18 protein-coding genes and 4 tRNA genes are annotated in these 18,445 nt (G+C 35.7%); 11 read left to right on the top strand and 11 right to left on the bottom strand.

Annotation, left to right across the window (positions count from 1 at the left end; genetic code table 11):
- The first annotated feature begins 31 nt into the window (after positions 1 to 31).
- Both cheD and PSA_RS01295 read left to right on the top strand, forming a co-directional pair.
- Positions 32 to 652 (top strand): chemoreceptor glutamine deamidase CheD, encoded by a 621-nt coding sequence (gene cheD, locus PSA_RS01300; RefSeq protein WP_042151484.1) that lies wholly within the window; start codon positions 32 to 34, stop codon positions 650 to 652.
- 42 nt (positions 653 to 694) lie between these two features.
- The gene (locus PSA_RS01295) at positions 695 to 1,735 is read left to right on the top strand and encodes a chemotaxis response regulator protein-glutamate methylesterase (protein WP_042151481.1); all 1,041 of its coding nucleotides are present in this window, start codon (positions 695 to 697) and stop codon (positions 1,733 to 1,735) included.
- On the opposite strand, the gene yrfG is transcribed toward PSA_RS01295, so the two are convergent.
- The gene (gene yrfG, locus PSA_RS01290; RefSeq protein WP_042151478.1) at positions 1,732 to 2,388 is read right to left on the bottom strand and encodes a GMP/IMP nucleotidase; all 657 of its coding nucleotides are present in this window, start codon (positions 2,386 to 2,388) and stop codon (positions 1,732 to 1,734) included. The genes PSA_RS01295 and yrfG overlap by 4 nt on opposite strands.
- Before the next feature lie 141 nt (positions 2,389 to 2,529).
- Between yrfG and nudE the strand changes: the two genes are divergently transcribed.
- The 6 genes from nudE (at position 2,530) to PSA_RS01260 (ending at position 4,691) form a co-directional block, all read left to right on the top strand.
- Positions 2,530 to 3,096: an ADP compounds hydrolase NudE gene (gene nudE / locus PSA_RS01285; protein WP_042151561.1), complete on the top strand. Its 567-nt coding sequence runs from the start codon at positions 2,530 to 2,532 to the stop codon at positions 3,094 to 3,096.
- Positions 3,097 to 3,109: 13 nt separating this feature from the next.
- Positions 3,110 to 3,931, top strand: coding sequence for a 3'(2'),5'-bisphosphate nucleotidase CysQ (gene cysQ / locus PSA_RS01280; protein ID WP_042151476.1), 822 nt, complete (start codon positions 3,110 to 3,112; stop codon positions 3,929 to 3,931).
- 141 nt (positions 3,932 to 4,072) lie between these two features.
- Positions 4,073 to 4,149 (top strand) — tRNA-Met (locus tag PSA_RS01275).
- Positions 4,150 to 4,235: 86 nt separating this feature from the next.
- Positions 4,236 to 4,312: transfer RNA gene (locus PSA_RS01270), tRNA-Met, on the top strand.
- 76 nt (positions 4,313 to 4,388) lie between these two features.
- A tRNA-Met gene (locus PSA_RS01265) sits at positions 4,389 to 4,465 on the top strand.
- A gap of 149 nt (positions 4,466 to 4,614) precedes the next feature.
- Positions 4,615 to 4,691, top strand: a tRNA-Met gene (locus PSA_RS01260).
- Between the two features lie 544 nt (positions 4,692 to 5,235).
- Here PSA_RS01260 and PSA_RS01255 read toward each other — a convergent pair.
- The 4 genes from PSA_RS01255 to PSA_RS01240 form a co-directional block, all read right to left on the bottom strand.
- Positions 5,236 to 5,472, bottom strand: coding sequence for a YheU family protein (locus PSA_RS01255; RefSeq protein WP_042151469.1), 237 nt, complete (start codon positions 5,470 to 5,472; stop codon positions 5,236 to 5,238).
- Positions 5,469 to 6,449, bottom strand: a complete 981-nt coding sequence (locus PSA_RS01250; RefSeq protein ID WP_042151466.1) for a hydrolase — start codon at positions 6,447 to 6,449, stop codon at positions 5,469 to 5,471. Before PSA_RS01250 ends, PSA_RS01255 begins: the two co-directional genes overlap by 4 nt.
- Positions 6,450 to 6,904: 455 nt before the next feature.
- On the bottom strand, positions 6,905 to 7,375 hold the full coding sequence (locus PSA_RS01245; RefSeq protein ID WP_042151463.1) for a TIGR02444 family protein: 471 nt from the start codon (positions 7,373 to 7,375) through the stop codon (positions 6,905 to 6,907).
- The gene (locus PSA_RS01240; RefSeq protein ID WP_042151460.1) at positions 7,362 to 9,281 is read right to left on the bottom strand and encodes an ATP-binding cassette domain-containing protein; all 1,920 of its coding nucleotides are present in this window, start codon (positions 9,279 to 9,281) and stop codon (positions 7,362 to 7,364) included. Before PSA_RS01240 ends, PSA_RS01245 begins: the two co-directional genes overlap by 14 nt.
- A 105-nt stretch (positions 9,282 to 9,386) precedes the next feature.
- Here PSA_RS01240 and PSA_RS01235 point away from each other — a divergent pair, with 105 nt between their 5' ends.
- Complete coding sequence (locus PSA_RS01235) at positions 9,387 to 9,587, top strand: YheV family putative zinc ribbon protein (RefSeq protein WP_042151457.1); 201 nt, start codon at positions 9,387 to 9,389, stop codon at positions 9,585 to 9,587.
- 137 nt (positions 9,588 to 9,724) lie between these two features.
- Here PSA_RS01235 and PSA_RS01230 read toward each other — a convergent pair whose 3' ends face one another.
- Together PSA_RS01230 and PSA_RS01225 are read right to left on the bottom strand one after the other, a co-directional pair.
- Positions 9,725 to 9,940: a SlyX family protein gene (locus PSA_RS01230; RefSeq protein WP_042151454.1), complete on the bottom strand. Its 216-nt coding sequence runs from the start codon at positions 9,938 to 9,940 to the stop codon at positions 9,725 to 9,727.
- A gap of 13 nt (positions 9,941 to 9,953) precedes the next feature.
- Positions 9,954 to 11,006, bottom strand: coding sequence for a WD40 repeat domain-containing protein (locus tag PSA_RS01225; RefSeq protein ID WP_042151451.1), 1,053 nt, complete (start codon positions 11,004 to 11,006; stop codon positions 9,954 to 9,956).
- Positions 11,007 to 11,282: 276 nt separating this feature from the next.
- On the opposite strand from PSA_RS01225, the gene fkpA reads away from it, so the two are divergent.
- Positions 11,283 to 12,053 carry an FKBP-type peptidyl-prolyl cis-trans isomerase gene (fkpA, locus tag PSA_RS01220; RefSeq protein ID WP_042151448.1) on the top strand — a complete coding sequence of 257 codons (771 nt, stop codon included), beginning with the start codon at positions 11,283 to 11,285 and terminating at the stop codon, positions 12,051 to 12,053.
- A 101-nt stretch (positions 12,054 to 12,154) separates the two neighbouring features.
- Here the strand turns inward: fkpA and PSA_RS01215 are convergent, their stop codons facing one another.
- Positions 12,155 to 12,619, bottom strand: coding sequence for an Rsd/AlgQ family anti-sigma factor (locus PSA_RS01215; RefSeq protein ID WP_042151445.1), 465 nt, complete (start codon positions 12,617 to 12,619; stop codon positions 12,155 to 12,157).
- 431 nt (positions 12,620 to 13,050) lie between these two features.
- Here PSA_RS01215 and hemE point away from each other — a divergent pair, with 431 nt between their 5' ends.
- A complete protein-coding gene (gene hemE, locus PSA_RS01210; protein ID WP_042151442.1) occupies positions 13,051 to 14,118 on the top strand; it encodes a uroporphyrinogen decarboxylase in 1,068 nt (355 codons plus the stop codon).
- A gap of 69 nt (positions 14,119 to 14,187) precedes the next feature.
- Here the strand turns inward: hemE and PSA_RS01205 are convergent, their stop codons facing one another.
- From PSA_RS01205 to PSA_RS01195, 3 genes are all read right to left on the bottom strand, one after another.
- On the bottom strand, positions 14,188 to 15,576 hold the full coding sequence (locus PSA_RS01205; RefSeq protein ID WP_042151440.1) for a TonB family protein: 1,389 nt from the start codon (positions 15,574 to 15,576) through the stop codon (positions 14,188 to 14,190).
- A gap of 113 nt (positions 15,577 to 15,689) precedes the next feature.
- Complete coding sequence (gene sthA / locus PSA_RS01200; RefSeq protein WP_042151437.1) at positions 15,690 to 17,126, bottom strand: Si-specific NAD(P)(+) transhydrogenase; 1,437 nt, start codon at positions 17,124 to 17,126, stop codon at positions 15,690 to 15,692.
- A 77-nt stretch (positions 17,127 to 17,203) separates the two neighbouring features.
- Positions 17,204 to 18,337, bottom strand: coding sequence for a fatty acid desaturase (locus tag PSA_RS01195; protein ID WP_042151434.1), 1,134 nt, complete (start codon positions 18,335 to 18,337; stop codon positions 17,204 to 17,206).
- Positions 18,338 to 18,445: the final 108 nt, after the last annotated feature.

The raw sequence follows: 18,445 nt of genomic DNA, 5'->3' as shown, positions 1-18,445 counted from the left end.
ACTTTTAATAGCGAACACATAAGGTTGTATTTTGCAGCATGAATTTAAACCGGTATATCCCGGGTTTGAGCATATAAAAAGGTACTGGGACCGCAGTAGGAAGATCGTGGTAGCTAAGATATTGCCTGGTGAGTTTTATGTAACCAAACAAAGAGAGGTTATTTCAACCGTTTTAGGCTCTTGCATCTCAGCGTGTATTTATGATGATGTGATGGGGATAGGTGGGATGAATCATTTTATGCTACCTATCAATAAAGCTGCATCAATGGGTACTGAAGAAGATCAGTTAAGTTGTCGTTATGGTAATTGGGCGATGGAGTTTTTAATTAATGAAATAATTAAAAATGGTGGTAATAGAAAAAACTTAAAGGTAAAGCTATTTGGTGGCGGGCAAATAATTCAGTCTATGACAGACGTTGGAGAAGGCAATATTAAATTTGCTTCTACGTATTTGAAGCAAGAAGGGTTTAATGTTGACTCCCATGATGTTGGAGGCCCATGGCCCAGGAAAGTATTGTTTTATCCTGAAACAGGTAAAGCACAGGTTAAGAAATTAAGAAGTATGCACAATGATACAATTCAACAGCGTGAAAATAGATACTTACACGAAATCGAAGAGCAAGATACGCATACCGATATTGAATTGTTCTAATTTTTAGTAACTTAAGACCAATCACCTAAAAAGAGGTGTTGTATGATAAAAGTATTGATTGTTGATGATTCCCCATTAATTAGGGCTTTATTAACAGAAGTTTTGCAAATAGCGACTGATATTCAGGTAATTGGTACTGCTGAAGATCCTTTTGATGCAAGAGAAAAAATAAAAACATTGAATCCGGATGTATTAACTCTCGATATTGAAATGCCTAAAATGGATGGCATTAGTTTTCTAAAAAACTTGATGCGTTTAAGGCCCATGCCAGTGGTAATGATTTCCACTCTAACACAACAAGGCGCACCTGCAACGCTAGAATCTTTAGAGCTAGGCGCTATAGATTTTATTGCTAAACCGACTAAAAATGTTGCACAAGAATTAAGAGAATATACCGATATATTACATGATAAAATTCGTGCAGCTGCAAGCGCTAGAGTTAGACCTTATTTACCATTAAAAGAAAATAAACACGCTAAAATTGCGAACCCCGAATCTGTTAAATTTAAAATTAATCACTTATCTGTAATAGGAGCATCAACTGGTGGAACTGAGGCGATTAAAGAGGTATTAACGCGTTTACCTGCACATTTTCCTCCGATTGTTATTACGCAACATATTCCTCCTGTATTTAGTACATCTTTTGCTGAACGTATGGATCGAACTTCAGTTATGACTGTAAAGGAGCCGATAGATGGAGAAATAATAAAAACAGGCACTGTTTACATTGCCCCAGGGGATTATCATTTAAGCATCAAAAATAAAGATGAGAATTTAGTATGTCACTTATCTCAAAGTGAACCCGTGAATAGGCACAGGCCTGCTGTTGATGTATTATTTGATTCTACGGCTAAATTAGGGTTAAAGAGTTTAACAGCATGTATTTTAACGGGTATGGGGTCTGATGGCGCTAAGGGTTTATTAAAGCTTAGAGAATCTGGCGCAAAAACCTTTGTGCAAGATGAAAAAAGCTGTGTCGTATTTGGGATGCCAAAAGCGGCATTTGAGCTTGGAGCTGCCAGCAAGCAAGTTCCTTTAGAACAAATTGCTGACGTATTAATGCGCTTAGCGATAAAACGCTAATTTATTGGTAATAAGTCTCGGTAATCAGTGATAGAAGAAAATTGACTAATCGTATTGACCGGCTTTTTACTATCAGGATTAGCAACTGCCAATAAATGTTTTATACCAAAAGTTTGCGCCGATTTAAGGATTGTGAGGCTATCATCTACAAATAATGTTCGGCTTTTATTAAAGTTTAACCTTTGCTCTAACTGTTGCCATAACGATTGGTGCTCTTTACTTACCCCAAATTCATGAGTTGAAATTATTTCATCTAAATATTTATCAATTTGGGTTCGTTCAATTTTTAAAGATAAACTTTCAGGATGAGCGTTTGTTAATAACACAAGTTTTTTACCTGAGGTTTTAAGTGCGTTTAAAAACTCAGGCACATCTTCTCGTATTGCTATTAAATGTTGTATTTCACGTTTAAGTTCTACAATAGGTAAAGATAGTTCTTTTTGCCAATAATCTAAACAATACCATTGAATTCTTCCTTCTACGGCTTGATATTTAGATACTAAGTCAGCCTTGGCTTCATCAAAGGTGATATTTTGTTTTTGTGCCATTTTGCTCGGTACAAGCTCTAACCAAAAATGGTTATCGAAATGAAGATCTAAAAGGGTGCCGTCCATGTCGAGTAATACAGTGTCAATATCAGACCAATTTAACATAGTTTTTAATCGCAAAGTTTATATGTGTTCTTGCGGCTATAATAACAAAAAAACATAACTTTTAAAGTTCAACTCACTCTAGGCTTTTTATAATAAAAGACTTATGATTCACATATTATTTATTCAATGCAAAGTGATGGTATGGCACAGAAAAAGAAGCATCAGTTGCCGGATATTTTAGCAACTGACATAGTAGCTAAAAGTGGATTATTCACTGTAGAGTCTTTAGATTTAGAGTTTTCAAATGGTCAAAAACGTAAATATGAGCGTATTAAAGGTGGTGGTAGAGGTGCCGTAATGATAGTACCCCTTGTTGACGATGATACGCTATTATTAGTAAGAGAATATTGTGCGGGTACTCATGATTATCAATTAGGCTTCCCTAAAGGTCTTATTGATCCAGGAGAAGATGTAATGCAAGCTGGTAATCGTGAATTGAAAGAAGAAGCGGGCTTTGGTGCTAAAGAGTTAACCGAGCTAAAACAAGTAAGTTTGGCACCAAGCTATTTTAACGCAAAAATGCATATTATACTTGCAGAAGAATTATTTAATGAATCGTTATTAGGTGATGAACCTGAACCTTTAGAAGTTGTGCATTGGCCTTTAAGCCAATGGCAAGCGCTATTAACTCAAAAAGACTTTACTGAAGCCAGAAGTGTGGCTGCATTATTCTTAGCCAAAGAGCACTTAGCTAGTAGAGCAAAATAAACAGGATCTTATTATGCAGTCTTTCCTTGAACCCTGTATTGAAATAGCAAAACAAGCTGGCCAAGCGATCATGGATATATATGATCAAGAAGATATTGGTCAGCAAAAAAAAAGTGATAATACGCCTGTTACTAAAGCTGATTTGGCAGCCAATAAAGTCATTATTAATGGCTTAATGAAGTTAACGCCTAATATCCCTATTATGTCTGAAGAAACAACTATTCCACCTTTACATGAAAGAAAAGATTGGACGCGTTATTGGTTGCTTGACCCTATGGATGGTACTGGTGAGTTTATTTTAAAAAGTGGTGATTTTGCTGTAAATATAGCTTTGATCGAAAATAATCAGCCTGTTTTAGGTATTATCCATTGGCCCATTAAAAATGCGACCTATTTTGCAGCCAAAGATTTTGGTGCTTTTAAACGTGAACACGCAATAACTATAGATAATAACCGAGATACTAAGCTTGAAGTGGTAAAACATAATAAATTAACTTTAGCAGTAAGTCGCAGACAGAAACTAGAAGCTGTGAGTTGCTATTTAGATCGCGATTTTGACACTATAGCTGTAGGTTCTTGTTCTTTAAAAGCTTGTATGGTTGCAGAAGGAAAAGCTGATTGTTTTTTACGTGTGGGGCCTACTGGTGAGTGGGATACAGGTGCGTCACAAATTATAGTTGAGCAAGCTGGTGGTCAAATTCTAAGTGCTGAATTCAATCCTATCTCCTATAATCAAAGAGAGATCACTGAAAACCCTGATTTCATTATTATGGGGCATAATGATTGGCCTTGGCAAAAAATGATTACGCCACATCGTAGAACTGAGTTTTTGTAAATTGCTGTAAAATTAGGCATTTTCAAGGTAAATTAACACTAAGTACTATCTTATTGAATTTAGTGCTTGCATTAACGTAATAAAACTATATTATGGCGCTCTTGTTAACGAGGGGTCACGCTCTTAGCTAGCAAATACAGGCGCGGGATGGAGCAGCTTGGTAGCTCGTCGGGCTCATAACCCGAAGGTCGTCGGTTCAAATCCGGCTCCCGCAACCATTTTCTAAAAGGTTTTCCTTGGTTAAAAAATGGTTACCGCCTAAAGTCGTTAGTGTAATCGACTTAAAATACATGCACAATTCAGGCGCGGGATGGAGCAGCCTGGTAGCTCGTCGGGCTCATAACCCGAAGGTCGTCGGTTCAAATCCGGCTCCCGCAACCATTTTTTATAAAAATGGTAACCAGATAAATATTGAAGTCGTTAGTGTGATCGACTTAAAATACATACACAATTCAGGCGCGGGATGGAGCAGCCTGGTAGCTCGTCGGGCTCATAACCCGAAGGTCGTCGGTTCAAATCCGGCTCCCGCAACCATTTCTTTCTATGAAAGTTAATTGGTACTCTGATAAAGGAGTGAGTTTCTACTTAATCGTCAGTTGTTTTTAAATTAAACTCCGCAGCCATTTTTAATAGTGCTGAAACGTCGTTAGTGTGATCGACTTAAAATACATACACAATTCAGGCGCGGGATGGAGCAGCCTGGTAGCTCGTCGGGCTCATAACCCGAAGGTCGTCGGTTCAAATCCGGCTCCCGCAACCATTTTCTTTCACTAAGAAAATAAACGCCAAAGACTTAAACTAGTAGTAAAACTCCAATCTATATTCTTGCTATAAAAATCGTTAGTTGCAATTTTAATTCATTATTTGTTTTTTTCATAAAACACATGCAAAACTGGCGTTTACGATACTAAACCTGTGTATTGATTCTATTTAGACGTGTATTTCTACTAATACACAATAAAAATATCTGTTAAGTTAGTATTAAGTCTACTTTATGTACAGTAGGATTATTGAGTTGAAGTTGTTCTTATAATATTTTCTGTTTTGAAGGAGAGTTATGATGAATGAAGTTTTGAACAAAGAAGAAATAGATTTTATTTTAGATGTGTGCTCTGAAAACCCTGAGAAACAATACAGAGTAAAATATTATTTTAATACTTTTTAAAACATGCTGCCATTTTACTTATTGTTTTAGTTTCGTATTCAGTTAGCGTCGAATTTAGCTGTTATATTTCTTTAGGGTTCCTTAAAGTCTTTGTTGTTGAATCCCTTTAAGGCAACTTTAATTAGTTAGTTTTATTTAACTATTTAAACTCATTTTCATTTTGTTGAAAAGTTGCTTTAGGCATGATGTTGATGCTTTCATGTAATTCAGAGTAAACAATTACAACATTACCTTGGTTTAACTGGGTTTTAATATGTGTAATTTTATCATTTAAGCTAAACTCGCCTTCACCATAATCAGTACCTTCACGTAAAATAAAGCTCTCGATTAGGTTGTTTAGTGTTTCTGTGGGTAACTCTTTAAAAGGGATTATCATTTTATTTTTAACTGCTTCTTAAAATACTCAGGGATACGTTGTTCCAACCAAAAAATGGGCTTAAATGGATTTTTGCCACTAATAAAACCAACATGGCCGCCTTTTTGTGTGATCTCCAGATCAACATATTTGCTTATATGGGAGCTATCAGGAACAGACTTGATTGATAACATTGGATCATCAACTGAATGTATGATCAAGGTTGGTGTCGTTATTTTTATTAAATAAGCTTTACTGCTAGCTTTGTTGTAATAATCTTTTGCATTTTTAAAGCCATGTAAAGGCGCTGTTACTTTATCATCAAACTCCCATAAACAAGGAATATTTTTAATATCTTGCTTACTTAACCCTAATAAAGGTTTAATTAAAGATTCTTTTCTCCCAGTTGAATGCTTTAACCTATCAAGTAAGTATTTTTGATAAATCTTACCTAAACTTTGTTGGATCACTTGGCAAGATGACGCTAAATCAAACGGTGCGGATACCACCGCAGCTGCATCTAAGTGACTATCGTTTTGATATTCACCTAAATATTTACTGAGCACATTACCGCCCAACGAAAATCCCACGGCAACTATTTTTTTATTTGGAAATTGTTCTTTTAAGTGTGTTATTAAAAACCTTGCGTCAGATGTTTCGCCGCTATGATAAGCGCGTGCAGTTTTATTTGGCGCAGCTGAGCAATTTCTAAAGTGCATGAGTACGGTATCAAACCCGTTATCTTGCATGGCTTTCATCATGCCTTTAGCATAAAAGCTATGAATATTACCTTCAAGTCCATGAAAGATGATAGCTAATGGTTTGGTATCATTTTTTGCAATAGGGCAGCCCCAAGCAAGTTCAATAAAATCTTGATCAGGTGTGCTAAGCGATTCTAATTGATAAGTAAGTTTTAGTTTTGGGCGAAAAAAACGCGGTAAAATAGTTTGTGCGTGTTTATTTACCATCCACCAAGCTGGACGAAAGTGACTGCTCATTATGTTTTAAATAAGATTAATAAAATACGTAATTAGTTTAACTGGTAACCATAAAGATATAAAGGACCAATCCAAGTAAACTTGAAATGGCCCTTTAGTGCGTCGTGCTTAATTATTGACCTGTTATTCACTATTGTGAGGATAACTGGAATATCACTGGGGTGAAGCTTCATTTATTTTCTTCATAAAAAAGAATGCAAAGAAAATACAAATTCCGATTACAGTAGCAAGAAAACCGAAAGACAAAAATAGAACTGGGTCGCTAAAAAAATCTCTAAAAAAAACTGACATGGTTATTCTCCTAATCTGTGAACAAACTTAGATTAAGGCATTATGGTTAAGTAAAATATGATATAGATCAAATTCTATTAGCATTGAATTAAGAGTGGGAGCAGACTTTGATTTAGATCAGTTTTTCATCAGTAGGAAGTGGGCATAAAGAATTTTAATTTGTATTACGCCATATTAAAACTTAGGTAAAGTTGCAGGTTATCAATGTCTTTTTTTGGTGAGGTTTCATAATTCTTAAGTGCATTTATTAATTGAGATTGTTGATGTTTTTCCATTAACAGTTCCGAATCAAGTAATGTCTGACGCATTTTTGCGTAGAGTGAAATGTCGGATTTTTCTGCTTTTAGTCTTAGCCTTAAAGCTCTTAGCGGTAATAAGTAATTTTTTTCAAACTCTGAAATAGCTACAATTAATTTATACAAAGTATTTTGGCAAATTGAGATGTTCAGTTTATCTAAATACAGCATTAACAGGCATATATTGACATTCTTATTGAATTTATTTTGTAGTTCGAGCAATGAGTATTCTTGTTTATCTTTTTTATACAGTTCATTTTTACTATAAAGATCACAAGAAAAGTGCCAAAAATCTTCGGCACTTACTTTCTGTAATTCATTATTGTTAGAGTGAATCATTAAAAGCAGACTCTTTTTCTTCAAGTAATTCTAATTGCTCTAATAACTGCTCTTCCACATCATTTAGCATAGGCACACATTTAGCTTGTTTTTCTAATAAAGTATTTAATTTCGCTTTATTATCTTCTTGATATAAATCGTTATCGGCAAGCGCGCTTTCGATTTCATCTTGTTCAATAGACAGTGTATCTAGCTTTTTCTCTAAAGAAGTTATTAGCTTTTTAATTGGTTGAACAGATTTTCTAAACTCAGCTTCTAAGCGTTTTTGCTCTTTTCTATTGACGGATTTACTTTCAGCTTCATCTTTAATGTTTTCTGCTTCAGCTGTCGTATCTTTTTTAGCGTTCATTAGCCATTGATAATATGCTTCAACATCATAACCAAAAGGTGTAACTGTGCCTTGATCTACTAAATAAAATTCATCGGCTGTATTTTTTAGTAAGTGACGATCATGAGAGACAGTGACCATAGCGCCTTCAAAGCCTTGTAATGCCATAACTAAGGCATGACGCATTTCTAAATCAAGATGGTTAGTTGGCTCATCAAGTAAGAGTAAGTTAGGCTTTTGGTAAACTAGCATAGCTAATACTAAGCGTGCTTTTTCACCACCTGAAAAAGGCGCTACCGGTGATGTTGCTTGATCTCCCATAAATGCAAAGCCGCCCAAGAAGTCTCTTAAGCTTTGTTCTGTCGCTTTAGGGTTTAAGCGCTGTAAATGTAAAATTGCACTGGCGTTTAAATCTAAAGACTCTAGCTGATGCTGCGCAAAGTAGCCTATATTAAGGCCTTTGTGTTGAAATACCTCGCCACTTTGTGGGCTTAAATCACCAGATAATAACTTAATTAAAGTAGATTTACCTGCGCCATTTCGGCCCAGTAATGCGATTCTGCTACCTGGCACTAAGTTTAGCTTAATGTTATTTAAGATAGTGACGTCACCATAACCTGCCTTTGCTTTATCTAGTGTTAATAAAGGGTTAGGTAATGCTGTAGGCTCTGAAAATTCAAAATTAAATGGAGAGTCTACATGGGCTGGGGCGAGCTTTTCCATACGTTCAATGGCTTTAACACGGCTTTGTGCTTGTTTTGCTTTGGTTGCTTTTGCTTTAAAGCGGGTGATGAACTTTTCTAAATGGGCTATTTGCTCTTGTTGTTTTTCATAACTTGCTTGTTGTTGCGCTAATCGTTCGGCTTTTTGGCGTTCAAACTGAGAGTAGTGTCCTTTGTAGACATTGACTTTTTGATTTGAAATTTGCCAAATCTCATCAATTACTGCATCAAGAAACTCTCTATCATGAGATATTAAAACTAAAGTGCCTGTATAAGATTTTAAAAAGCGTTCTAACCAATAAACAGCATCTAAATCTAAATGGTTTGTTGGTTCATCGAGTAATAATAAATCAGATGGATGGATTAACGCTTGTGCTAAATTAAGACGCATTCTCCAACCACCAGAAAATGAACTAACAGGTGATGTAAGTTGTTCATTAGTAAAGCCTAAGCCATGTAATAATTCACCTGCTTTAGATTCTATGCCATAACCACCTACGATTTCGAGTTGTAAGTGTATTTTGGCTTGAGCTTCACCATCGCCATTCTTTTCAGCTAAAGCTAAGGCTTCATGTAATACATAATATTTTTTATGGCCTTGTAATACATATTCTAAAGCGGATATTTCTAGAGCGGGAGTTTCTTGTTTAACTGAAGATATTTCCCAGTCTTTGGGAATTAAACAATCACCAGAGTCAGCATGTAATTTACCTTGTAGTAAGGCAAATAAGCTAGACTTACCGCAACCATTAGCGCCCACTAGACCTACTTTATGTTTTGGATATAAAGTGGCATTGGCATCTTTTAATAGGCTTTTACCGCCTCGTAGTAGCTCTAGTTGGGTAATTTGAATCATGTTGCAGTAATAACTCTTAATAAAGCATAAAAATGGCTGCTGAGTATATCAGACTTATGAAATAAGGAGTAAAATACCAAGAGTTAAATATGAGAGTAAATAAAAATGAAACAGAAAAAGCGTTTTATTGCGGGTGCTACCTGTCCAGAATGTAATTCGATGGATACTATGATGCTGTATAAAGAGAATGACGTAGAAAAAGTTGAGTGTGTGCAATGTCATCATATAATGACACAACCAAAAGAAGCTGTTCAAGCTTCAACACGCCAATTTGAGCAAGTTATTGGCGTATTTAATCCCGAGTAATTCTGCTACGGGGTTTTATTAAAAGCTACTTGTTACCAAAGCTAAACGTATTGGCTTTGAACATATTACTATTTAGTTGCAAAAATTTATAAATATGCTTGGTAGTGGCCTTAAATAATGATGCGAAACCGAATTCTTTAGTAATGGGGCGGCGGCGGCTCTATTTGTGGTTCTGAGCCTAGCTCTAAATTTTGAGACTCTTTCACTTTTTCAGCTAAAAGTTCTGTTTGTCTTTGTATTTTAGCTATTAATTGCTGATGCATTTTTAATTCATCATTTAAAATATCAATTGTTTCATCTTGGAAAGCTATTTTAGCTTCCAGTTCATTTACTCTATCTTCTAATGCACTCATAGTTTAAAAATGCTCATTTTAGGTTTTTAGGTATGGTCCAAGTTTCAGCTAAACCACTGGAACTTTCAGTAATAAGAGACTGACCATCTTGTGTAAAAGCGACATCATACACGACTGCAGATTTAGGGCGAGAACCTTTTCTTGGACTTACCTGCCATTTTTTTAATTGCTCGCCAGTTTTGACATCCCACAAAGCAAGTTTTCTTGAGGGGGCACCTGTTGCTAACAAATTGCCATCAGCACTAAAACGAACGGCGCTAAAAATTTGTTGCCTACTTAAATACTGTAAATTAGAGATCATATCACCTGTTTGTAAATCCCATATACGTGCTTGTTTTTTACTATCAGCAGTAAAAGCATAACGGCCTTTAGGGTCTAACTTTACTTGAGTCACCCTGCTTGGGTGGTTAAATCTATGGATCACTTGACCTGTGCGTGTGTCCCATAAATAAGCTGCATAATCATTAGAACCAGTGAGTGCAAAATAGCCATTTGGTGATAAATCTACCGCGTTTATTTTTTCTTGATGGCCTAAAAATTCAATACGTTTACCTGAGAGCACATTGATATGTACAGCAATGCCATTACTTTTACCATATAAAATATAACGACCTTGGTTGCTTAAAGCGATATCCCTTATATTAGAATCTTTTACTTTCCAAAAACCAATATTTTTACCTGTTTTTATGCTCCAAAGGGCAAAATTTTCTTTATCTGCAGTGACCGCAATTTTACTATCAAATGATATATCAGTAGTAAGCACTAAGTTGCCTGAATTATCTTGCGCAAGCCATTCATCTAAGTTTGACTCTGCATTGAGTTTTAGGTTTTCTTTATCATTAAGATGATTCCATTGATATTTTAAAGCATTCTTTTTGAGATCCCATAACGCAAGACCATGATGCATGGAGGAGATTACACTGTAATTTGCGTCATCTGAAATACTTGCTGCATAAGCTCCTTCTACTGCATGTTCTATGGCATTATCGGGTAACTTTTCTTCTGAGCTGCACGAAGTAAGCAAAATTACGAAAAGTAAGTGAAATAAAGGTCGATTTATGGTCATATTATGTATGTTTTTCCTTAACTCTTGCTGTGCAAGAGGTTAGACTAAGGAGCGATTTGGCTTTAGGCTACTCTCACAATGCATTTGTAAAACTCATTGTGCAAGTAGCTTCGTTTCTCGTCAATTGAATTATTCAGATGAGAAATGACTTTTGTATATTAAATATCATCATATTTGAAGTTCGTGCTTTCAATTGAGTTAAATATATTGGTTAGCCGTTATTTTAAATTAGTTAAGTTCTATGAAAATGGCAACTTTCATTTGCCGGAGACAATAATGAAAAAAACAATGAAATTATCACTACTTGCAGCCTCTATTTTGGCGCTTACAGCTTGTAATCAAGAAGCTGCTCAAAAAACAGAAGTTGTTGCTGAAGTTAAATTAGAAACGCCAGCACAACAGCAAGCATACGGTATTGGTGCATCAGTTGGTGTATTTTTAAATAAAGATTTAGCTGATAAAAATGAGCTTGGTTTTGCTTTAGAGCAAGAACTTTTAATTCAAGGCTTTAGAGATGCACTTGCTGGAAACTCTAAACTTGATGAAGCTAAGATCAGAGAAGTTTTAACAGAACTTGATAAATCAGTTAACGAGAAAAAAGCAGCAGCAGCTAAATTAGCAGCTGAGGCAAGCAAAGCTGAAGGCATTAAATTTTTAGCTGATAATGCTAAAGTTGAAGGTGTAACAACAACTGAGTCTGGCCTTCAGTATCAAGTAATCACTACAGGCGAAGGTGATAAACCTGCTAAAACTGATATTGTTAAAGTACATTACAAGGGTACTTTAATTGATGGTACTGAGTTTGATAGCTCTTACAAACGTAATGAACCTGCTACTTTCCCACTAAATCAAGTGATCAAAGGTTGGACTGAAGGCGTTCAGTTAATGAATGTTGGTTCTAAATTTAAATTTACAATCCCTTCAGAGCTTGCTTATGGTGAACGTGATTTAGGTAAAATTCCTGCTAATTCAGCTTTAGTATTTGAAGTAGAGTTATTAGAAATAGAGCAGCCTGAAACAGCTAAAGCAGAATCTGCTAGTGAGTAATGCTATATTGACTAAATAATGATTTTTAAATTGTTATTTAGTCAAACATAAAAAAAGCGAGATGAAATTTCTCGCTTTTTTTATGTTTGATTCTAAGAGGGCTAGTGATTTGAATAAAGGTTATCAATTAGCTCATCTTTGTATTCAAACCTTTGCTCAAGGGTTTGGCCTAGTTGAGAAAGCTCCGAATCAAAATCTGGTAGTGTACTACCTTGTTTTGTTTCGGCATATTTATCATTGAATGATAAAGCAATATCAGTGGATGCTGATATTTTAGGGTATAATTGTTGTGCTAAGGCTAAGCTTTGCTCGCCTTTTATTTCACACGCTTTAGCAATATCGTTATAAATTTCGAAATGTCCTGCCGATAAATAATCCATTAAAATCTGACAAAACTTTTGAATATGATCTTGCTCAGGTAGTGCTTGTTCATTGCGGTCAAAAGGAGGTAATCCAACTAACTTGCAATATAGCACCAATAATTCTTGGCGCTCTTCTAACCATGAGTCAATAACAGAGTGAGAACCACCCCATTCTTGTTGTGCTTTTTCTAGTTGTGATAGCATAATTATTCTCTCTGCTCTTACTATACCTCTATAAGAATGAAATATAAGCAAAAGATCAACCTATTTTTAATAATAAGTTCAAACTTAAGTGTAATGTATTGATTTGTATTGATTTATAAAATACGTTATATTTTTGTTATGGCTATTAAAAAGAAAAAACCACCAACTTAATTTACTAAGATAGGTGGCTTTAATTCTATGTAGGTCTCGTTTTCACAAGATTCTTATTATTTATTTGATTAGCATACAAATTTATAACAAATAGTTTTCTTTGTCGCAACCTTTTATTTTTTGATTGTTATATATTCCTTGATCTTACACATAGAGGGTTTGAGTTCTAAGTGTTAATATAGTCATATAACTTAGACATCCTGCAGTAGTCATTTTAAAATTTATAAAATGTTGGGATTAATCAGCTAAAAGAGACTTACATGAGTGAATTGAAAAACGATCGTTATTTACGTGCTTTATTAAAACAACCAGTAGATGCAACACCTGTATGGATGATGCGTCAAGCAGGTCGTTATTTACCAGAATACCGTGCATTACGTGCTGAAGCTGGTGACTTTATGAGTTTATGTAAAAACGCGGAGTTTGCCTGTGAGGTAACATTACAGCCATTACGTCGTTACCCTTTAGATGCCGCTATTTTATTTAGTGATATTTTGACTATTCCTGATGCTATGGGCTTAGGTCTTTATTTTGAAACAGGTGAAGGCCCTAAATTTGAACGTACTATTGAACGTATGTCAGATGTAGAAAACTTACCAGTGCCTGATCCAGAGCAAGAACTTGGCTATGTAATGAATGCTGTGCGTACTATTCGTCGTGAATTAAAAGGTGAGGTTCCATTGATTGGTTTTTCAGGTTCACCTTGGACGCTTGCAACTTATATGGTTGAAGGCGGAAGCAGCAAAGCGTTTGGCAAGATCAAAAAAATGGCATTTGCTGAACCTAAAATGTTGCATATGTTATTAGATAAATTAGCTGATTCAGTTATTTTATATTTAAATGCACAAATCAAAGCTGGTGCGCAATCAGTAATGATTTTTGATACTTGGGGTGGTATTTTAACACCAAGAGATTACAAGCAATTCTCATTAGCTTACATGGATAAAATTGTTAAAGGCCTTATTCGTGAAAATGATGGTCGTAAAGTTCCTGTAACCTTATTCACTAAGAATGGTGGCATGTGGATTGAAGATATCGCAGCAACAGGTTGTGATGCGGTAGCGCTAGATTGGACAATCGATATGGCTGATGCAAAGCGTCGTATTGGTGATAAAGTTGCACTTCAAGGTAATATGGATCCTGCAATGTTACATGCATCTCCTGAACGTATTCGTGAAGAAGTTAAAATAATTCTTGAAGGATTTGGTGAAGGCGGCACAGGCCATGTATTTAATTTAGGTCATGGTATTACACCAGATGTAACACCAGAAAATGCAGGCGTATTTATTAATTCAGTACATGAGCTAAGTAAGCCTTATCACAAATAAGGCGATACAATAGTAATAAAAAAGGAGAGCTAAACTCTCCTTTTTTATTACTTAATGACTAAAGTATGTTTAATTATTTAATCTTAAACTTGCACCACTTGCCATCATAGCTGCTTCTCCGCCTTCAATTAAATCTAAGTAGTTCTTCGTTGGCCAGTTACGGTTTTTTGCTTCATCATACGCTTGGCGTAATAACTCATCACCTTGTTGTACACGACCCATTTCAGTATATGCTGCGCCTAATACTGATAATAATGTTGGGTTTGTTGCATCTAATGAACGTGCCAGTTCTGCATATTTGATTGCAGATGAAACATCTCTAATACCTGCTTCATCAGAAAAAGCTAATAATCTTGAGTATTCAACCATAGCAGGGAAGTACTCGTGTAATGTTGCAAGTTTTAAGAGTTCAGCGGCTTTTTTAACATTGTAATGCACACTTTCATAATTTAAATATGTTGTCGCTAATTGGAATTGGGCTCTGGCATTTTGTGTTTCACTTGCTTTTATTAACCAAGCAAATGCTTTGTTTTCACTTGGTTGGCAACCTTCACCATTTTCAAAACAATGTACTAAACGCAATTGGGCATCGTAATTACCATTAACGGCTGCTTTATAATACCAATTAATATGCTCGCCTTTTGATGACTCTATTACTCCTTGTTCTAGCATTAAGGCGTAGCGTGCTTGTGCATAGCTATTTCCTTTAATAGCAAGCGCTTTTAGTTTATCTGTGTATTGCGCAAGCTGTTTTTTATATTGTTTATGGTTTTTAGAGCTTTGGCTTTTTGTTTTAAAAGTGGTAATTAAATCATGAGCACGATCTGGCTCACCATTGCGTTTTACTTGAGGCTCATATTGCCATTTTTTAACTGCTGCAAGTGCATATTCATCTAATGCGCCCTTAGGGAATGACGCTAATACACGCGCATCTTCCACATGACCACTTTCATCAACATTATAAGATATGCTGACCCAGGCGCTATTAAGTGCTGCAAGGTCTGATGGGTATTGCGGTTCTACTTTTTTGGTCAACTTAGCTCGAGCTGGGTAAAAGTTAGTGCGCTTTACATCTGGTTCATAAAGAGATTTATGCTTTTGACTGCCATATTTATTTTTAAGAGCAAGGTAGGCCTGTTTGCCTTCTTTTCTAGAGGGGATGCTTCTTCTTAAATTACGGTACTTTTCTTTAGCTTCAGGGTGCTTAAAATCTACAGCAAGTAAGTACCAAGCATATGCAGTTGTGATATCTTTTTCTACACCTAATCCTTTTTCATAAAGCTGTGCTAATTCGAATTGTGCTTTTGAGTGACCACGTTGTGCTAAAACTGTAAATTCTTTTGCGGCCGCTGCAAAGTTATTATTTTGTAAATCTTTGTTGGCTGATGAAAAATCAGCTAAAACACTTGTAGAACAAAGTGATAGAGCTATAGTTAATAGCTTCATTTTACTTTTCATTTTGCACCAGCCTAATTATTGTTATTATACAATTAAGTTTACAATAATTTTACACAGATACAATAGTTAGATTGAAAAGTAGGCGCAATTAGTACCTACTTTTTATGGTGATATTACTTTATTAAGCGATTAAGACCATTTAATGCTGCAACGCGATATGCTTCAGCCATTGTAGGGTAGTTAAATGTGGTATTAACAAAGTAATTAATATTATTACCGCCATTCTTTTGTTCCATAATTGCTTGACCGATATGAATGATTTCAGTCGCTCTCTCACCAAAGCAATGTATGCCCAATATTTCTTTGGTTTCGATATGGAATAAAATTTTCAGGCTACCGACTTCAGTACCTGCAATTTGTGCTCGTGCTAAATGTTTAAATTGTGCTCTACCTACTTCATATGGTATTTTTGCCATCGTTAGTTCTTGCTCATTTTTACCAACTGAACTAATTTCAGGAATAGTATAAATGCCAACAGGCAAGTCGCTAACCAATTTAGCTGAGCAGTGGCCATCAACAATTGCATCAGCAGCGATACGACCTTGATCAAAAGCAGCACTTGCTAAGCTTGGATAACCAATGACATCACCCACAGCATATATATTGTTAATTTCTGTTTGATGACTGTCATTTACTTTTAATAAACCTCGGCCATCGGCAACTAAACCCACTGATTGTAGATTTAAAGTATCAGTATTACCTGTTCTGCCATTCGCAAATAAGATGCAATCAGCTTGCATTTTTTTACCTGATTGCATATGTACGATTACGCAGTCATCACGTGTTTCGATTTTATCAAAGTCTTCATTATGACGAATTACGATGCCACTGTTCCAGAAGTGGTAGCTTAATGCATCTGAAATTTCAGCATCCATAAATGCCAGTAGGCGATCACGGGTATTGATTAAATCTACCTTTGAACCAAGGCCTCTAAAAATAGAGCCGTATTCACAGCCAATCACACCTGCACCATAAATGATGATATGTCTTGGGTCGTGTTTTAGTTTTAAAATAGTATCACTGTCGTAAACACGGCTATGATCAAAATCTATTTGTGGTGGATGGTATGGGCGAGAACCCGTTGCAATTACGATTGTTTCAGCTGTCAGTAATTCTACTGAACCATCAGGTTTTTTAACTTGAATTGTGTGTTGATCTACAAAAGAAGCTTCTCCGTGATATAAGCTAATGCGGTTTCTATCGTAGAAGCTGGTACGTAAGTTAACTTGCTTAGAAATAACATTACCAGCATGGCTTAAAATATCAGGAAAAGTAAGCTTGTTTCTAGATTCTCGAGTATTAAAAAGCGGGTTACTATTGTACTCGATTAATCGACTTACTGAGTGACGTAGTGCTTTTGATGGGATTGTGCCCCAATGTGTACAACCGCCACCAACAGATTCTTGTTTTTCGATAACGGCGACACGTTTTTTACTTTTAGCCAAGTTCATGGCGGTGCCTTCACCGCCAGGGCCTGTGCCTATAATTATGGCATCAAATTGATATGATACTTCTTCTTGTGCCTTTTTAGACTTACTTTGCTTTGCCACTGGCTATCCTCAATTATTTCGCTTGAAACAAAAATAACCAGATCATAACCTTAAAGCCTATGATTGGGGTATTTTAGTTAACTATACCGAGCATTAAGTAACTTGATGTTTAAATCAAGCCATGCTTGTTTTTGCTGCTGCCAAGCCTGTTCAAACTCTTGGTACTGTTTATTTAAAGCTAGTTTTTCATATTGTTGCAATATGGTACTTTTTTTAGCTTCAAGCAATTGTTTTTTTAGTTTTGCGTAATGTTGTAATTTTTTGATTAATAATTCGTATTCGCTCTGCAACAAGTCTAGCTTGTCTTGAGTGGCAGAAAATTGTGATAATTTTCTGGTTGTTGCAGCTAGTTGCGTTTCAGCTTTTGCTTTTTCTATGCGATCTATCGAAATCGTTTTAAGTTTTTTTGTAAGACCAAAGTATGAAAGTGACTTGATCATCCATTTAGTTGGGTCGTACTGATACCATTTTATACCATTTCTATAATCACTGGCAAAAATATGATGGTAATTATGATATCCCTCACCATAGGTGAAAAAAGCTAAAATACCATTATCTCTGGCCGTATTTGATTCAGTATAAGGTCTAGTTCCCCAGATGTGTGCGACTGAATTAATAAAAAAAGTAAAGTGTTGGCTTAGCACCAGTCTTAATAATCCTGATAATAGTAACATGCCAAGCACATCACCAAATATGATCCCTAACAATAATGGAATAGATACATTAACAAAAAATGCTAGCGGGAAATAATACTTGTGTTGCCACATGACTATTTTGTTTTTTTGTAAATCTCGCGCATTGTTATAACTACCATATTGATCACCTTGATAATTGCGTAACATCCAACCTATATGGCTATACCAAAAACCGTTAGTTGCAGCGTAAGGGTCTTTAGCTGGATCATCAACTTGGCCATGATGAATTCTATGATCTGAGCTCCAGTGAAGTGCGCTATTTTGCATTGCAAATGCACCACCAATGGCAAAAATACACTCTATAACAGGGTGTGCCTCATAAGTTTTATGAGCCCATAATCTGTGGTAACCCGCTGTTATTGATAACCCGGCAAAAAACATACAAGCAATAAATGCCCACCAAGTTGTGCTGCTATATCCAATCATTACGCCATATAGAGGCACTAAAATGATTGCGGCTATAAATGTCAGTGTAAAAAATAGGACGTTTGCCCAGATCAATGGTGGTTTTTTCATTTGTCTTCTTCGTTAATAATTTAAATTAGTTCATTTGAGCGTACAGCTGTGCGCTAAAATAGTAGTAAATTATCTTTTAGTCAAGTTATTCGATAGAGTAAAAACGAA

The organism is Pseudoalteromonas sp. '520P1 No. 423' (assembly GCF_001269985.1).
Taxonomy (GTDB): Bacteria; Pseudomonadota; Gammaproteobacteria; order Enterobacterales; family Alteromonadaceae; genus Pseudoalteromonas.
Note: the sequence above shows the minus strand (reverse complement) of the source record. Positions and strands in the feature narration are given on the sequence as shown.

What these genes read in the sequence shown, in the direction of transcription:
- PSA_RS01295 (WP_042151481.1), top strand. Translation starts at nt 695, where the DNA reads ATGATAAAAGTATTGATTGTTGATGATTCCCCATTAATTAGGGCTTTA.
- yrfG (WP_042151478.1), bottom strand. Translation starts at nt 2,388, where the DNA reads ATGTTAAATTGGTCTGATATTGACACTGTATTACTCGACATGGACGGC.
- nudE (WP_042151561.1), top strand. Translation starts at nt 2,530, where the DNA reads ATGGCACAGAAAAAGAAGCATCAGTTGCCGGATATTTTAGCAACTGAC.
- cysQ (WP_042151476.1), top strand. Translation starts at nt 3,110, where the DNA reads ATGCAGTCTTTCCTTGAACCCTGTATTGAAATAGCAAAACAAGCTGGC.
- PSA_RS01255 (WP_042151469.1), bottom strand. Translation starts at nt 5,472, where the DNA reads ATGATAATCCCTTTTAAAGAGTTACCCACAGAAACACTAAACAACCTA.
- PSA_RS01250 (WP_042151466.1), bottom strand. Translation starts at nt 6,449, where the DNA reads ATGAGCAGTCACTTTCGTCCAGCTTGGTGGATGGTAAATAAACACGCA.
- PSA_RS01245 (WP_042151463.1), bottom strand. Translation starts at nt 7,375, where the DNA reads ATGATTCACTCTAACAATAATGAATTACAGAAAGTAAGTGCCGAAGAT.
- PSA_RS01240 (WP_042151460.1), bottom strand. Translation starts at nt 9,281, where the DNA reads ATGATTCAAATTACCCAACTAGAGCTACTACGAGGCGGTAAAAGCCTA.
- PSA_RS01235 (WP_042151457.1), top strand. Translation starts at nt 9,387, where the DNA reads ATGAAACAGAAAAAGCGTTTTATTGCGGGTGCTACCTGTCCAGAATGT.
- PSA_RS01230 (WP_042151454.1), bottom strand. Translation starts at nt 9,940, where the DNA reads ATGAGTGCATTAGAAGATAGAGTAAATGAACTGGAAGCTAAAATAGCT.
- PSA_RS01225 (WP_042151451.1), bottom strand. Translation starts at nt 11,006, where the DNA reads ATGACCATAAATCGACCTTTATTTCACTTACTTTTCGTAATTTTGCTT.
- fkpA (WP_042151448.1), top strand. Translation starts at nt 11,283, where the DNA reads ATGAAAAAAACAATGAAATTATCACTACTTGCAGCCTCTATTTTGGCG.
- PSA_RS01215 (WP_042151445.1), bottom strand. Translation starts at nt 12,619, where the DNA reads ATGCTATCACAACTAGAAAAAGCACAACAAGAATGGGGTGGTTCTCAC.
- hemE (WP_042151442.1), top strand. Translation starts at nt 13,051, where the DNA reads ATGAGTGAATTGAAAAACGATCGTTATTTACGTGCTTTATTAAAACAA.
- PSA_RS01205 (WP_042151440.1), bottom strand. Translation starts at nt 15,576, where the DNA reads ATGAAAAGTAAAATGAAGCTATTAACTATAGCTCTATCACTTTGTTCT.
- PSA_RS01195 (WP_042151434.1), bottom strand. Translation starts at nt 18,337, where the DNA reads ATGAAAAAACCACCATTGATCTGGGCAAACGTCCTATTTTTTACACTG.